The sequence below is a fragment of the Mesorhizobium sp. M8A.F.Ca.ET.165.01.1.1 genome (assembly GCF_004792065.1).
GTDB lineage: Bacteria > Pseudomonadota > Alphaproteobacteria > Rhizobiales > Rhizobiaceae > Mesorhizobium.
On sequence record NZ_SRTH01000025.1, the window covers coordinates 29,365 to 45,723 of the forward strand.

Consider the following 16,359-nt stretch of genomic DNA (forward strand, 5'->3'; position numbering starts at 1 on the left):
TGAGGCGTATGTAAGAATCGCCTGGCGAGTTCGTCGCCCGTTCAGACTATGGCGTCGAATAGAAGCCCGCCGTACCACCGGTGCCGATCGTGACACTGACGGTGCCGCTGTTGATGGCTTGCACATAGCTCATGACAGCCGCGGCATCGGTTGCCGCGCCCGCGTAAGCCGCGGCGCCGCCATGCAAGCCAACATGGACATCGAACCGCGTGCGGAGACGGATGTCTGTGCCACCATTGGCACCCGAACCTGTGAAATTGTTGGCCAGGCCGCCAGCACCGCCGAGGGTCAGCGAGACCGTCTGGGCGTCTCCAGCAACCGTGCCGGCGTTCAGTTCGAAACCGTGGTTGCCGAATGTGCCTGGATTGCTGGCGGTGTTGCCTTGTACCACGGCCGTCAGCTTGTGGTTGCCGCCGTCGACCGCATCACCCGTCTGCAGCAGAATGCCATCATTGTTGTACTGATAGAGCAGGTTGTTGGTGATCGTCACGCTGGAATCGGCGCCGCCTAACGTGACGAAGCCGATATCGCTGCCCTGGGCCGATCCGCTGTTCGCCACGCCGGCGACGCCGATCGTGTTCGAATCGATCGTGCCGTTGAACGAGCTGGCGCCGGAGCCGGTGCTGATGCCCAGAGCCGTGCCCAGCGCATCGCGCATCGTATTGTGGGCGATGTTGAAGGTCAGGTTCGCCACGTCGCCGGCGCCGCCCGAACTGATCGTGATGCCGCCGCCGCCCGAGACGATGTTCTGGTTGTTGTTCGACAGCGTGTTGCCCAGCGCTCCAGTGGCGCCGCCGAACACCAGATCCGACTGGACGTTGCCGTGCAGATCGAGCTGGAACAGGTCGCCGCGCGCGGAGGTGAATGTCGAGCTCTGGACGGTCGCGTTGAAGACGCCGTTCGTCGCCTGGAACACCAGCGCGTCGCCTGACGAGTTTCCTGCGGCGGCGTTGGTCGCAAAGGTCGAACCGGTGATGGTGATCCGGTTGAGAGTCTCGCCATTGTTGTTAAAGACGTGGAATGCGTCCAGCGCCGCGCCGGTGAAGGTGGAATTCGAAACCGTAGCGGTGCCCTTGAGGCCGGTGAAATAGGCATTGCCTTCGCCGACGCCGGCAACGCTGGTGCCATTGCTGCCGTTGATGATCGTATGGTCCAGCGTGAAGCCGGTGACGTTGTTGCCCAGAATGCCGTAATTCTGGAAGTCGTTCATCTGCAGGCCGTTGAGCTGCACATCCGTCGTGCCGTTCAGGTAGATGCCGACGCCTTGCGCGGTGCTGCCATCCGCGCCTGTCTTGCTGGAGATGACGCCGCCGCCCGAGGCGCCGACCGTTGCACCATTGCCGGTCACATGCAGGCCACCCAGGGCACCCGTGGTGTCGAGGATAATGCCGGTGGCACTGCCGCCGCTGGAACTGATGCGCTGGAACGTCAGATCGCTCGCACCGATCGTCGTGTTGGCGACGTTGAGTGCTGTGGCCGTGCCCGAGCTGATCACGCTGCCGGTGCCGGTGGCGCTGATCGTGCCGCCGCCCGTCGCGCTGAAGCCGGCGACGTTCGAGCCGGTCAGCGTCAGCGTGTTGGTGAAATTGATCGTCGATCCGCCGTTGCTGGAAAGCGCTATGCCGGCGCTTGAGCCGGTTGCCGACACCGTGCCGCTGAAGGTGGCCGTGCCGCCGGTGCGGCCTGCGATGCTGATGACGTTGCCGACGGCGCTCGTCTTGGCGATCGACCCGCCATAGGTGATGGCCGCGGTGCCGCCGCTGACATCGAACGCGGTGCCCGAGGCGCCGCTCAGCGCACCGGTGCCCAGGTTTACCGTGCCCGTGACGTTGGTCAGGGCGACATTGTTGACGCCGCCGCCCGAAGTGGTCGAGGTGAAATTGATGCCGGCCGCGATGCCGTTGAGGTTGATCGCTTGGGCGGCACTCGCGCTGATCGAGCCGGTGGTGACATTGACCGTCCCGCCATTGGTCGCGGTGAAGGCCATGTTGGAGCCGCCCGTTGTGACCACGAGGTTGGCGAAGCTAACGGTCGAGGCCTGGCCGCCATTGTTGATCGAGACGGCGGCGCCGGTGGCATTATTGTGGGTGACGGCGCCGGTGAAGCTGACTGTGTTGGCTGCCGTCGCGCCGGAGATGACGACGCCGCTGGCGCCGATGTTCGACGTCACCGCGCCGGCAAAGCCGAAGCTGCCGCCGGTGCGGTTGGTGATGCTGACCGCGGTGCCGATAACGCTGGTGACCGAGCTCGTGCTGTCGAAGCCGAACGCCGCATTGCCGCCGATCACGGACAGGCCGCTGCCGCCCGTGGTATCGACATTGGTGGCGGTGACCGTTCCGGAGGCCGCGCCGAATTTGATGCCGGTCGCGGCCGAGGCCGCGATGAGGGAGACATTGGTCAGCGTCGTCGTGCCGGTTGCGCCGGCGCCGAAGTCGATGTCGGCGGCCGTGACGTTCCTGATCGTCATGTTGCTGATCGTGGCATTCGCCGTCGCGCCGCTGATGCCGATCGCGGCATTCACGCCCGCGCCGTCGTCGCCGTTGATGGTAAAGCCGTCGATGATGTTGCCGCTGGCCGAAAGCGTGATGACGCTGCTGCCATCGGCGCTTGTCAGCGTGGTGGTGCCGCCCGGCGTCTGATCGGCGATGGAGATGGTGTTGCTGGCCAGCTGGATCGTCGACGGCACCGTCAGCGCCAGGTTGATGTTGCCATTGTCGAAGCCGCGCACCTGCTGGCCGGTCAGCAGGTTCAGCGTGTCGTTGCCATTGGTGCCCTGTGCGGTGATGGTGCCGCCATCGTTGACGAGGACGATGATGTCCGTTGCGGCCGCGTTGAATTCGGCGTCGGCCAGTGTCGCCAGATTATTCTGGTCGCGGCCGCTGCCGTCGCCGGTCGACGCCGCGCCGACGAAATAAACCTTGCCGACACCGAAGCCGAGGCCAGGCGTGGCCTGGAAGTTCACATCCTTGAAATTGTAGGTGCCCGCGGCCGGCGCGACGGAAGCGTCGATGCCGACACTGGCACTGATGGTCGACAACTGGTCGGCGGTATCGCCGTCGCCAAAGGTGAAGGCGACGTTCGTCGTGCCGTTCAGGAACACGCCGGTGTTGACGCCCGCGATGCTCGAACTGTTGCCGGCGAGGTTCGCATCGCCGAGCCGCACCGTCTGGCCGCCGGTGGCGCCTCGCAGGTCGACGCCGATCGAGGTGCCGGCGGCGGCGGCATTGGTGACGTCGAAATCGTTGGCCGTGATCGCCGCGTTGATCGTCGAACCGTTGAGGTCGAGAGCCACGGCCGCGTTATCGTTCAGGCCGATGTCGAGACCGTTGAAGGAAAGCGCCGCACCCTGCGTGCCGGTGACGTCGACGCCGCGAGAGGTGATGCCCTGCAGACTGACCGTGCCGAGCGCTATGGCGCCGCCGCCCGAGGAGGCGACATTGGCCAGCGAAATGCCGGTCGTGGCGCTGGTGGTGGATACCGAGGAGAAGTTGAGCCCCGCCGCGCCGATCGTGATGCCGCTGAGGTTCAGTGCGGTGCCGCCGCTGGTGGTGGCGATCGTGTTGCCGCTTCCGCCGGCGGTAACAGTGCCGGCGCCCGTGGCGCTGAACCCCGTGCCCGCCGCCGTGGTGATCGCCAGCCCACCGCCGCCGAAATTGATCGCCACAGGGGCGCTGTTGCCGCTGATCGCGACGCCCGCGCCGGTCGAGCTCATAGCGATGGTATAGCTTGCGCCGTTGATGTTGAAGGTGCCGCCGGTGTTGTTGACTATCGTAACGCCGGAACCCGCACCGGTGAAATTGTTGGATGCCCCCGAGGCGGTCACTGTGCCGCCGGTATTGTTGTTCAGGTAGATACCATTGCCATTGGACGTCAGGTTGCCGCTCAGCGAGACGAGCCCGGCCCCGGCCAATCGGTTCTGCACTTCAAGGGCTGTGCCGGCGGCGGCCGACATGGTGGCGCTGCCCGAATAGCTGACTGCCGCCGTGCCCCCGCTCACGATGAACGAGACAGCCGCGGCGCCGGTCAGCGCGCCCGAGCCAAGGTTAACCGTGCCGCTGGTGTTGACAAGGTTCACATTGGTGCTGCCGCCGCCGGACGAGGTCGAATCCAGGGCGATGGTTGCAGCGACGTTGGACAAGGCGATCGCCGTGCCGCTGGTTGAATTCACGCTTTCGGTGCCGCCAGTGGCGGTGATGCCCATCGTGGCGCCACCCCCTCCGGAAATGCCGACGCCGGTCGTGGTATCGATCGTTACGCCGCCGGTGAAGCTGGTCGTGCCGCCGGTCTGCGTAAGGCCCGCGCCGCTCGTCGTGTCGATGTCGGCGAGGCCGGTGACGTTGAGCGTACCACTGGCCCAACCGATGCCGCCGCCGGTTGACAGTACGTTGTTCACCGTCACCGTGTTGAAGTTGAAGGTGCCGGCATTGGTGTTTATCGCGCTGATGCCGGCGTCCGCCATGCCGGAGATGTTGGTGGCGCCGGTGACGGTGAAGGTCCCGGCGACGCCGTCGAAGATGATGCCGCTCGCGCCGCCGGTCGCGGTGACGCTGCCGATCGTCATGCCAACCGTCAAGGGGTCGAGATCGATGGCCGTGCCGGCCGTGGTGTCGACCGAGCCGCCGCTGCTGTTGAGCGTGAAGGTGGTGGCTGGCGGACCCTTGGCATCGACCAGAAGGCCGGTGCCGTTGTTGTTGAAGACGGTGAACGTGCCGAGATCGAGCGCGCCGCTGGTGCTGGTCAGGCTGAGGCCGTCGCCCTGGACCCGCGCGCCTGTCGTGCCGATGTCGAGCGTACCCACCGAGACCGTGCCGCCGGCGCCGGTCGAATCGAAGGTGACATTGCTGAAGGCGAGGCCGCCGCCGGTACCGCCGGTGACCGTGTTGCCGGCAAAAGATCTGACAGCGATCGAATTCTGCGTCGCGTTGATGTTCTGGCCGACGAACGACGCTGCCAGCGCCGATCCCGTCGATTTCAGCGTGTTGCCGTCGATCGACAGCAGCAGCTTGTCGGCCGTTGCGCCGCCGCTGGTGATGAAATCGAGCGCCCTGCCGCCGGCGGCGATGTCGTTGTTCCTCAGGAAGAAACTGGAGGCGGCCGACGCGCTGCCGGAAATACCGGCGCCGGTGCCGGTGTTGCTGATGATGAGGTTCTGGACGCCACCGGTGATCAGGCCCGAGCCTGATGTCGCCAGGCTGACGACCGATCCGGCGTTGTTGCTCTGCAGGACAGGCCGCAGCGTATCGATGCCGGCGGGGGCCGAGACGACCGTCGAGTTCTGCACGGTGGTGAAATGGAACGACGCCCCGGCGCCGCCGCTGGCGTCGACGCCGAGCTGCGAGACATCGACGGCAGCGTCGCCGCTCTTGAAGGCGAGCAGCACCTGTCCGTCGTCGAGCTGGAACGACGTCCCGCTGAGATCGATGGTTTCCTGGCTGCCGTTGACGTTCTTGTCGATCAGCACCACGACGTTGGCAGTGGACGCCTGGGCGCTGATATAGCTACCCGGATTGGCAAGGCTGCCGTCGCCGGTGCCGCCTTCAACGACGTAGTAGACGCTGATCGTCGACAGGTTCGAAATGTCGCCGGTGAAATTGACGTCGTTGAAATTGTAGTTGCCATTGGTCGGCAGCGTGTCGGTGGCGTGGATGACCTGGCCGCCGGTGGTGGCGATCGACGATTCGGCCGGACCCTGGCCATCGCCGAAGACCAGCTTGGCGTTGGTGGTGCTGGAGAACTGCACGCCATAGCCGACATTGGCGATGGTCGAGGTCTGGCCACTCGGACCGGGGTTGTTGTTGACGAGGTCGCCGAGCTGGATCGTGCCGGTGCCGGTCGTGCCGGCCATGTCGATGCCGATCGTGCTGGCGAAGCTGCCGCCATCGACGTCGAGATCGCCAGCCGTGATGTTGCTGGCGCCGAGCGCGGCGCCGCTGAGGTCGAGGCCGATCGCGTTGGTGGCGCCGAGCCCGATGTTGAGGCTGGTGAAATCAAGCGTTGAGGCGAGCGTGCCGGAAATGTCGACGCCGCGCGACGTGATGCCTTGCAGGTCGACCACGCCGAGGCTCACGGCGCCGCCGCTGACATTGTTCAGCGCAATGCCGGTCGCCGCCCCGGCGACCGTGATGGAATCGAAGGTGACGCCGCCGGCGCCGACTGTCGCGTTGCCGAGGTCGAGCGCGGTGCCGGTCGTCGTGGTGATGGTGTTGCCGCTGCCGCTGACGCTGACCGTGTCGGCGGAGGCTACATGGAAGCCCGTTGCGGTCGTTGTCGTAATGGCAAGGCCACCATTGCTGAAGTCAATCGTGCCGTTCGGATTGCCAGTCAGGCTGACGCCGTCGGTCGCGCCCGAGCTGATCTGCTTGGTGGCGCCGGAGAAGGCAACGGTCGCCGCCGTGCCGTTGTCGATAGCGGCAACGATGATGTTGCCGCCGGCTGCCGCGTTGTTGTCGGTGAGGTTGCCCGACAGCGTCACCGAGCCGCCGGTCAGTTCCTGGATCGAAACCGCCGCGCCCGTGCCGTTGCTGGCGATGGTGCCGCCATAGGAGATAACGGCGTTGCCGCCGCTCTGATCGGTCGCCGAGCCGATATTGAAGGACGTGCCCGCGCCGGTGTTGGTCAGCGTGCCGGTGCCGAAAGCGGCTGTGCCGCTGAGAGCCTGCAGGTCGATGCCGTTGCCCGAGCCGAACGTGGCGTTGGTCGAGGCGAAGTTGATACCAGCGGTGATGCCGTCGAGCGCCGCCGCTTGGGCGCCCGTGGCACTGATCGTGCCCGTCGTGACATTGACCGTGCCGCCGCCAGTGGCGGTGAAAGCCGTCGCGCCATTGGTGGTGATGTCCACATCCGCGAAGGTAATGGTGGAGCCGGTGTTGCTGGTCAGCGAAACGCCGTTGCCGCCGATGGTCGCCTTGTCGGTAAAATTGACCAGGCCGCCGGTGCGGTTGGAGATCGTGACACCGCCGCCGGTCAGCGTGCCGGCCGGGCCGCTGTTGGGCAAATTGCCGCGCGTGAGCGTGATGTTGCCATTGCCGCTATCGGCGGCGAGCAGCGTGCCGGCGACGTTGATGTTGTTGTTGGTGATCGACACGTTGGTGGTGAGGCCGTCGACCTTGAAGGCGGTCTGGCCAACGGCGACATTGCTGACCGTGACGCCGTCAACGACGATGCCGCCGGCATTGCCGAAGCCGACCGCGCTCTCGTCGATGAGGAAGACCGAGCCGCTGCCGCCGCTGAAGTCGAAAGCGGTGTTCTTCACCTGATTGCTGCCGAGCAGGTGCAGGGTATCGCTGCCCGTGCTCTTGACCACGCCCTCGTCGCCGGTGACGTTGCCGCCGGTTGCCCCGAGATTGCCCTGGACGTTGATCGGCTGGACCGTGCCGGAGGTGAGGATCGAGTTGCCGTTGCCGAAGCCGGTGATCGACTGGCCCGAATCGAGCGTGAACGGCGTGCCGCTGAGATCGACCGTGCCGACAAAGGCGAAGACCACACCGCTGCCGCTCATGGCGTCGGCGGCGGTCACCGAAATGGTGCTCACATCCGCGCTCAGCCCATCCGTGCCGGCGGCGATGACGCCGCCGTTCTGCGAGACCATGATGACGCCGCCGACGGCGCTCGCCAGATGAGCGGTGCCCGTAAAGACGACGTCGTCGAAATCATAATTGCCGAGCGTCGGATCGAGCCCGATCGTGTTGACGGTGTAGCCGCCAGCCGCCGCGCTGATCGAGGATTGCCGCCCGTCGGCGGAAGTGCCGTCGCCGAAGGTGAAGTTGGCGTTGGCCGATGTCGCGGTGGTGCCGCCCGACGACAGTTCGACGCCGACGCCGACATTGCTGATGCTGGAGCCGCGCTGGAAGACGATAGTCAGGTCGCCCGTGGTCGACGACAGATCGATGCCACGCGAGGTCAGGTCGCCGGTGCCGGTGATGGTGGTCACGCCGAAATCGGTCGATGTGGATGAGCCACTGAAGTCGAAACCGGTCTGGTTGGCGCCGACATTGCCGATGGTCGTGGTGCCAAAGGTCACACCGCCATTGGTGCCGCTGAAATTGACGCCAGCGGTGTTGGCGCCAGAACCGAGCGTCACATTCGTTGTGCCGAAAGTCACCAGGCCGGGATTGCCGCCGATGTCGATGCCATTGCCTCCAGCACCCGATACCGTCATCGCGCCGAAGTGGGCTTCAGCGTTTACGTTCGAGACGGAGACGCCATTGCCGGTCGCGTTGGTGACCGTTAATGGCGCCGTCGCGTTGAAGGACGAATCGATGCCAAGGCCGGCGATCACCGCGCCGCCGCCACCGCTGGCCGTCAACGCCGAGCCGGTGAAGCTGATCGCGCCCACCGTCGGAGCCGTGGTCGAGCCGATTGCGAAAAGGTTGCCGGTAGAGGTCGAGGTGACCGCGCCGGTGAAGGCAACCGAACCACCGGTGATGCCGTCGATCTTGACTGCCGTGCCGGGCGTGCCAGCCGAGCTGTTGATGGTCGCGCCGATGGTGATCGCGGCGGTGCCGCCGGAGACGACGACGCCATCGCCCGTGCCGCTGTTGGTGATGGTGCCGCCGATGCCGATCGTGCCGGTGTTGTTGGTCAGGCTAACATCGGCGCCGGCGATATTGGTGGTGACGAGATTGCCGACATTGACGGTCGCGGCGCTGTTTTGAACCAGCAAGCCGGGGCCTCCGCCGACCACGGTGTCGATCTTCGTCGTGCCGTTGAAGCTGTAGACGCCGCTGGCGACGTTGTTGAGGCTGATGGCGACGCCGCTGATACGGTACAGGTCGACGCCACCAAAGGTGACGTTGCCGCCGCTGGTGTTGCTGATGGCGATGCCGGTCGAAGCTCCCCCGCCGGAGCCATCCACGGTGACGCTGGAGAAGTTCACCCCGGCCGTCCCGATCGTCATGCCGGCGATCTGGATGCCCTTCTCGTCCGGTCCGAGACCGGTCGCTACCGTGTTGCCGGAGCCAGTTACCGTCAGCGTACCGCCATTGACGGCGCTGAAGGCGAAGCCGCCATCCGCGGTCAGGTCGAGCCCGCCGGTGAAGTTGATCGTGCCGCCGGTGTTGCCGGTCAGGTCGATCGCATTGGCCGCGCCGGTGCTGGCGGTGATCGTGCCGCCGAAGGTGGCGGTGCCGCCGGTCATGTTGGAGATTGTCACCGCGCTTGCGGCAGCGGTCTGATTGATGGTGCCGTTGAAGGTGACGTTGGGCGTGGAGCTGCTGATCGAGAAGGCGTTGCTGCTCGTGCCGGTGATGGAACTGCCGGCCCCGAAAGTCAGGGTTGCACTCGAGTCGTTGACGATAGAGACGCCTATGCCGCCGCCGGTAATATCGAGGTCGTCGAAAGTGGCGGTGCCATCGAAATTCTTGGCGGACAGCCCGACATTGGTGGCATTGCCGATCGTCGTGTTGCCGGTGAAATTGACGGTCGCGCTCGAGGCGACAAGCTCGATGCCGGTTTGGCTCGCATTCTGGACATTGAGATCGTGGACCGAAACCGTGCCGGTCACGCTGCCGAGGAAAAGACCTGTGTCGACATTGCTGAGGGTCACGCCCTGGATCGTCAGGCCGTTGATCAAGGTTGCGTTGATGCCCGCGTCGCTGCCGCCCGAAATGTTGAAGTCGAGCAGCGAATTGCCGTTGGCCACTGTCACGACACCGCCGGAGCCGGAATTGGTCAGCGTCGCCGCGCCGCCGCCCGGATCCGAAACGACCTGGTCGTGCTGGACATTGTTGCCGGTGATGTTGACCGGAATGCCGCCGAGCGAGAAGGAGCGGCCATTGCCGAACGAGGCCAGCGTCTGGCCGTCGCTGAGCGAGAAGCCGTTGGCGGTATCGATGGGAGATCCTTCGTTGACCAGCACGAAGATCGCATTGTTCTGGGTGTTGGCGTCGGCCAGGTTTATCGCGAGCAGGCTCGATGTCGAAGAACCGTCACCCGACGAGCCGACGCCGCCGACGAAGATCACATTCTGCTGGTCGAACAGCTGATCGCCGCTGAAAGTGGTCGAGCCGAACGCGTAGTGGCCGAGCGTCTGGTTGAGGCCGCGCGCGTCGAGCGAAGCGGTGCTGCCGGCAATCGAACCGCCGCCAAAGCTGAATTCGGCATTGGCCGAATGGGCCAGCGAGCCCGCTATGCCGAAGCGCACACCGGTGTCGACACCCGAAATGGAACCGCCATTGGTGATGATGATCGAGGCGCCGCCGGTGGTGTCGGCGAGGTCGATGCCGATGGTGCCGGCGGCGCCTGGGCCGGTGATGTTGAGCGACTGCGCGGTGAAATTGGTCTGGCTGCCGGAGAAGTCGAGACCAGAGCCGACGCCCAGCCCGGAAATGACGATGTTGCCGGCCACTACGGCGGCGTTGACGCCGCTGAACGACATGCCGCCGGCGCCGGGATTGGTGATTTTGATGTCGCCGAAGCGGATTGTCGCCGGCGAATCCGTGATCTGGATCGCCGCTCCGGTCGTGTTGGAAATCGTCGTCGAACCGTTGACGGTGAAGCTGCCCGAGACGTGGTCGAGCACCACGCCCGACGTGCCGCCGGTCTGGCTGATCGAATCCAGCACCACATGCGCGGTGATCGGGTCGATGTAGACGCCGACGCCGCCATTGCCGGAGATAGTGCCGCCGGTGGTGGTGAAGCTGCCGCCGCTCGACGTGCCCTGCACGGTGATGCCGCGGTCGGTATTATCAAGCGCATTGACCGTCGCGAAGGTGTAGGTGCCCTGGCCGGTGATATCGAGGCCGTCGTCGAGATTGCCCGACAGCAGCGTCGTGCCGGTGAAATTGTAGGTGCCGTTGTCCTCGATGTGCAGGCCGTCGAGACCGTTATTCGTGGACGTGAAATCGGACGCCTTGACGTTGGTCGAATTGCCGGTGAACTCGGCGCCGTTGCCGCCGGCGCCCGTCACCGTGACCTTGGTCAGCGTCGTGCCGGTGACGTTGTTGCCGAAGATGCCGTCAGCACCGCCGGTGATGGTGATGCCGTTCAGCGTGTTGCCGGTGCCGAGCGTGATGACGTTGTTGGCGACGTTGGTGCCCTGGATCGTGCCGTCGCTGCCGCCCAGATTGAAGGTGGCGGTGCCGCCGCCGGACAGTTTCGCGGTGACGCTTTGGCCACCGCCGATCACGGTCTGGCCAGTGGCAAGTGTCACGCCGGCAGTCGTCAGATTGCCACTGCCACCCAGGGCAACGACAAAACCGCCATTGCCGGCCTTGGTGACCGCGTCGTCCAGTGTCGTCGGGTCGGCCTGCGTGCCGGCGCCGGCCAAACCGCCATCGGCGAAATAGAACTTGCCGAACGCGGCATTGGTGGCGGCGTTGATGGCGACGCGCGTCGTCGAGCCGCCGATCTTGTCCTGCGACTGGACCCTGACGCCGATATCGCCGCGCACCCGCTCGTTGACGCGCTTGCGCAGGCCTTCGCTGGCCGGATAGACCGGGTCCGTGCCGATGGCCCCGGTGCTGTCCGAGCCGTGGCCCGGATTGAACGGGATGTTCAGCCGCACGCTGCCGGCGAACTGGGTGTCGTCGCGGTTGTCGTTGCGCACCTCACCGGTGAAGGTCAGCGACGTTCCGGTGCCGAAGACATCACCGATCTCATATTCGATGCCGGCCTTGGCGCCGGTGACGCTGCCGTCATCGCCGTGCGGATCCTCGAAATGATAACCGCCAATATCCAGCCGCAGCGAATGCTTGTCGGGCAGGTTGACCGGAACCTGGGCGCCGATCTCGCCTTCGATGCCCCAGGCCGCGTAATCGCGATGGTCGAGCACCGAGATCTGCTCGATCAGCTGGTTGGAGACCATCGAAAGGGTCGAGCTGGTCGACTGGTCGGTCGAGTCGCCCTTGATCGGCACGAAGACGTTCACATGCGCGTCGAAATTCGGCGTGATCGCCTCGACGCCCAGCGTGCCGCCGGTGAACTGAGTGCCGCCGTAGCTCTCGGCATTGAAATAGGCGTAGCCGCCGAGCATAAGGTCGGGGTTGACGATGCGGCGGATGCCGAGGCCGATATCCTGGCCGAAGGCGTCCTTGAAATCGTGCTTGGCCCGGACATCCAGGAACAGCACCGATTCGGCGGTCTGCTTGATCGGGATGAAGCCTTCGAGCGCAGCGTTGCCGCCATTGTTGTCGGCGCCGATAATGGCCCGGATCTGCGGCTGCCAGAGACCGGCATCGTCGCCATAGGCAGCCGCGCCCGAGAGCGCCAGTGCCAGCGACGTAAGCGCCGTCGTCTTCCAGAGATGCCTGGCAATACTCGAACGGCGATAGCCGGCGCGCACGTGGAAACCCTCCCCACGCGCCGCCATCCCACCAACTTGCCGAGACTTCTCGGTAGTTCCCATCCCCTGGCGAGCCCTTCTGGGACAACACGTCCCGCGTGCCGATATTTACTGGAATTCTATTGTATAGCGAGTCCCTAAAGATCCGGCTGCTGTGGTCGTCCGCCAAAGTTCTTCCCTGTGGCAATATGGACACAGTAAATTTGCCGGCTTGCTTGGCTAGACTCGCGGCTTCCAGGCCGGGTTGGAGTGTTGTATCAAGCCGTACTGCGGGAATACCAGCCGGGGCACAAGGAATATGACAGTTGCTTTAGCGAGAGCTAATATTTCAGGCTTGGCCGTAGGTATTGTCACTCTGTGGCTCATCCTGTCGGTCGCTGGACCCGCACTTGCCGAGGACGCGGCCAAGCCGGCCCAGCCCCAACCAGCCCAGCCCCAATCGGCCCCGCCCAAGCCGGCCGACGCCAATCCCTGGGCGGTGAACTGCTCCAGCGGCTCGGCGAACGCCGAGCTTCAATGCCAGCTGTCGCAGAACCTGACCGAAGCCAAGACAGGACAGCGCGTGCTCACCGTGACGGTGCGCCGCGACAATGCCAATGGCAGCCTTGCCATGCTGCTCGCTTTGCCGCACGGCCTGTTCCTGCCGTCCGGCGCCAGCTATCAGGTCGACCAGGGCCAGAAGACGACCATCGCCATCCAGACCAGCGACCAGAACGGCGCCTATGCCGCCACGCCGCTGCCGCCGGATCTGGTCAAGGCGATGAAATCGGGAACCAATCTGAACATCGGCATGGAATCCGTCACCCGCAAGCCGGTCACCATCCCGGTATCGCTGGCCGGCTTCACCGCCGCGCTGACCAAGCTGGAATCGATCAAGTAGCCATTGTCGGCCGCTTGATTGTCCGCACCCTTAATGCTCCGTTGCCGGTTCGGGCATATGGAGAAATTTCATGACGGGCTTTGTCGATCGCCAGCGCGCCACACATTTGATGCAACGCGCCGGCATCGCGGCGCTGGTGCTCTGCGCGCCCGAGGCCTTCCATTATGCGACCGGCGCGTCGATCGGCCCGGCCGGCCTGTTCCGGCGCGCCGGCGCCGGCTTCGTCGTCATCCCCGCCCGTCAGGACCTGCCGATCGGCGTCGTGGTCGCGGACTTCAACGCGGCGCAGCTGCGGACCTCGGCGCCCGAAATGGTTGTGCGTTCGCACCCGATCTGGATCGAATCCGCGCCGGTCGAGACAGGGCCTCACAGCCTTCCTCTGGCGGAGCGTATCGAGGCTGGCCTGGCTTCGCTCGACCGCGCGCCGGATTTCTCGCGGTCCGCCACTTTCGATCTCGCCGGCTCAGTGCGCCAGCTGCAAGCCATGCTTCTCGATTTCGGGCTGGAGCGCGCCACGCTCGGCCTCGACCTCGACTTCATTGCCGCCGCCGATTTTGCCGTCATCCGGGCGTTGTTGCCGAACTGCCCCGTCGTCGACGGCTCGCCCGTGCTGGACCGGCTGCGCGCCGTCAAGTCGCAGCGCGAGATCGACCTCCTGCGGCAAGGCATCCTCCTGTCCGAGGCCGGCCTGGAACGGCTGCAGGTCGATGCCATGGCCGGCATGCGTCAGGGCGACCTCGTCGCGCTCTACCGGCAAGGCGTCGCCACGGCGGCGGCCGGGCTTTCGCATCCGGTCATCACGGCCGAATATATGACGCTGGGTGCCCGGGCCAAGGGCGCCGAAGCCAGGGCCGTGGCTGGCGATCCGCTGAAATGCGACATGGTCTGCACGGTCGGCGGCTACGCCTCCGACATGTCGCGCAACTTCACCTTCGGCCCGCCTTCTGCCGATCAGTCCGAACTGCACGCCATCGCCGAGCGCGCCTTCGAGGATGGCCTGGCCGAGCTTGTCCCCGGAAACACGCTCGCCCATGTGCATCGCGTCGCCACCGACAGCCTGGCCCGGCAAGGCCTGCGCTCCTACCGCCGCGGCCATTTCGGCCACGGCGTCGGCCAGTCGGTTTTTTCCGAACAATGGCCGTTCATCGCGGCCGGCAGCGATGTCGTGATCGAGCCAGGCATGGTGCTGGCCTTCGAGATCCCGCTCTACATCGACGGCGTCGCCAGTTTCAACCTCGAGGACCAGTTCCTGATCACGCCGGATGGACCGGTCGCCATGAACCGGCTGCCGAGGCGGCTGGAGAGAATTGGGTAGCGGTCCCTATCGCCGTTGGCACTCTACGGCGCCCCCCTCTGCCCTGCCGGGCATCTCCCCCACGAGGGGGGAGATCGACTGTCGTAGCCGCCGTCGCCAATCTTCAACATGGCAAGAAGAGGAGCCGGCGCCGAAGCCGCCAATCTCCCCACCCGTGGGGGAGATGCCCGGCAGGCCAGAGGGGGGCGCCGTAGAGCGCGAACGCCGATGCTTAGGCCCTTGGCTGCTAAGCACTCACCGGCGGCCTGCGATCCCTCCAAGGCATCGCTTGCTCGAGCTGCGCCGACGCCGCCAGCACTGTCGCCTCGTCGCCGTAGCGGCCGACCAGCTGCACGCCGATCGGCACGCCGCCTTTCGACCAGCCGAGCGGCAGCGAGATCGCCGGCTGGCCTGAAATGTTGAACGGGAAGGCAAAGACGGCGTCCGTCCATTTGGCGTTGTAGCGGTCGATGTCCGTCTCCGACATGTCGTAATAGCCGAACGGGCGCGGCAATTGCGTCAAGGTTGGCGTGACGAAAAGATCGTAGCCATTGAGGTCGCCGACAATGTCGCGGCCGACCTGCCTGAGCTGCTCGACATCGCAGATGTGCCTGATGCCGCTGGTGGCGCGGCCGCGCTCGATGATCGCCCAGGTCACCGCCTCGACATCGCCAGGCGTTACCGGCCGGCCGATCACCGTTTCGAGATAGTCGAAGGTCGCCGCCGTCTGCACGCAGGTCATGTTGGTGTAGGTCGTCCACACGCCGTTGGCATCGAGCGGCATGTCGTGCTCGTCGACGTCATGGCCAAGCCGCTCGAGCGTCGCCACGGTCGCCAGCACCGCAGCCTTCACCTCCGGATCGATGGCCGTGCCATTGGGCGGCGTGACGGTGAAGCCGATGCGCAATCTTTTCGGCGCGCTCGCCGACAGGCTGAGCCAGGACGCATCCGGCACCGGCGGCGTGTAGGGGTCGCCGGGCAGCGCGCCGGCGACGGCGTCGAGATAGGCCGCCGTGTCGCGCACCGTGCGCGAGCAGCAGAGAAAATAGGCGCCGCCATACCAATAGTCGCCGAATGGCGCGAGGCTGACGCGGCCACGCGACGGCTTCAGACCCACAATGCCACAACAGGAGGCGGGAATGCGGATCGAGCCGGCGCCGTCGCTGGCTTCCGCGATCGGCACCATGCGCGAGGCGATGGCCGCCGCCGCACCGCCGCTCGATCCACCGGGCGTGATGCCTTCCTTCCACGGGTTCTTCGTCGTGCCGTAGAGTTTTGGCTCCGTCGTGATCGACCAGCCGTTTTCGGGCGCGTTCGACTTGCCGACCAGCACCAGTCCCGCCGCCTTCATGCGGCGAACGACTTCGGTGTCGAAGTCGGCGACGACGTCTTTCAGATAGAGGCAGGAATTGGTGTTCGGCGCGCCTGTCCAGGAGGAGGCCAGTTCCTTGAGCAGGAATGGTACGCCGGCAAAGGGAGCCGATTTGTCGACCGTCGCGGCCTGCGCGCGCGCCATGTCGTAGAGGCGGTGGATGACCGCGTTGAGCGCCGGATTGAGCCGCTCGACCAGCGTGATCGCCGCCTCGACCAGCTCCGCCGGCGAAACCTGGCCGCCACGCACCAGCGCGGCCAGGTCAAGCGCGTCTGAGTCAGCGTAGGTTTTCAACAGACTGTCGGTGATCATGTCTCTCTCCCAAATTTGCCAAGGCTGGCGCCGCCCCTCATCCGCCTGCCGGCACCTTCTCCCCGTATAGTGACGGGGAGAAGGGGGCTGTCGCGATCGTCGGCGCTCTTTCTGCAACGCTGGTGATTGGCGAAATCATCAGCGACCGCGTTTTTCTCCCCGTCCCTATACGGGGAGAAATGCCCGGCAGGGCAATGAGGGGCAGCGCGAACCTGAAACGA

Annotated in this window: 4 protein-coding genes; 2 read left to right on the forward strand and 2 right to left on the reverse strand. The window is 65.4% G+C overall.

Going from position 1 to position 16,359, the window contains the following annotated elements; translation table 11 throughout:
* Positions 1 to 46 precede the first annotated feature (46 nt).
* Complete coding sequence (locus tag EN808_RS33160; RefSeq protein ID WP_189524225.1) at positions 47 to 12,280, reverse strand: hypothetical protein; 12,234 nt, start codon at positions 12,278 to 12,280, stop codon at positions 47 to 49.
* A gap of 334 nt (positions 12,281 to 12,614) precedes the next feature.
* On the opposite strand from EN808_RS33160, the gene EN808_RS33165 reads away from it, so the two are divergent.
* Entirely contained in the window at positions 12,615 to 13,160 is a 546-nt protein-coding gene (locus tag EN808_RS33165; protein WP_245512167.1) for an invasion associated locus B family protein, read from the forward strand.
* 70 nt (positions 13,161 to 13,230) lie between these two features.
* Entirely contained in the window at positions 13,231 to 14,475 is a 1,245-nt protein-coding gene (locus EN808_RS33170) for a Xaa-Pro peptidase family protein (protein ID WP_135918069.1), read from the forward strand.
* Between the two features lie 226 nt (positions 14,476 to 14,701).
* Here EN808_RS33170 and EN808_RS33180 read toward each other — a convergent pair whose 3' ends face one another.
* Positions 14,702 to 16,138, reverse strand: a complete 1,437-nt coding sequence (locus EN808_RS33180) for an amidase (protein WP_135918070.1) — start codon at positions 16,136 to 16,138, stop codon at positions 14,702 to 14,704.
* Between the last annotated feature and the right edge of the window lie 221 nt (positions 16,139 to 16,359).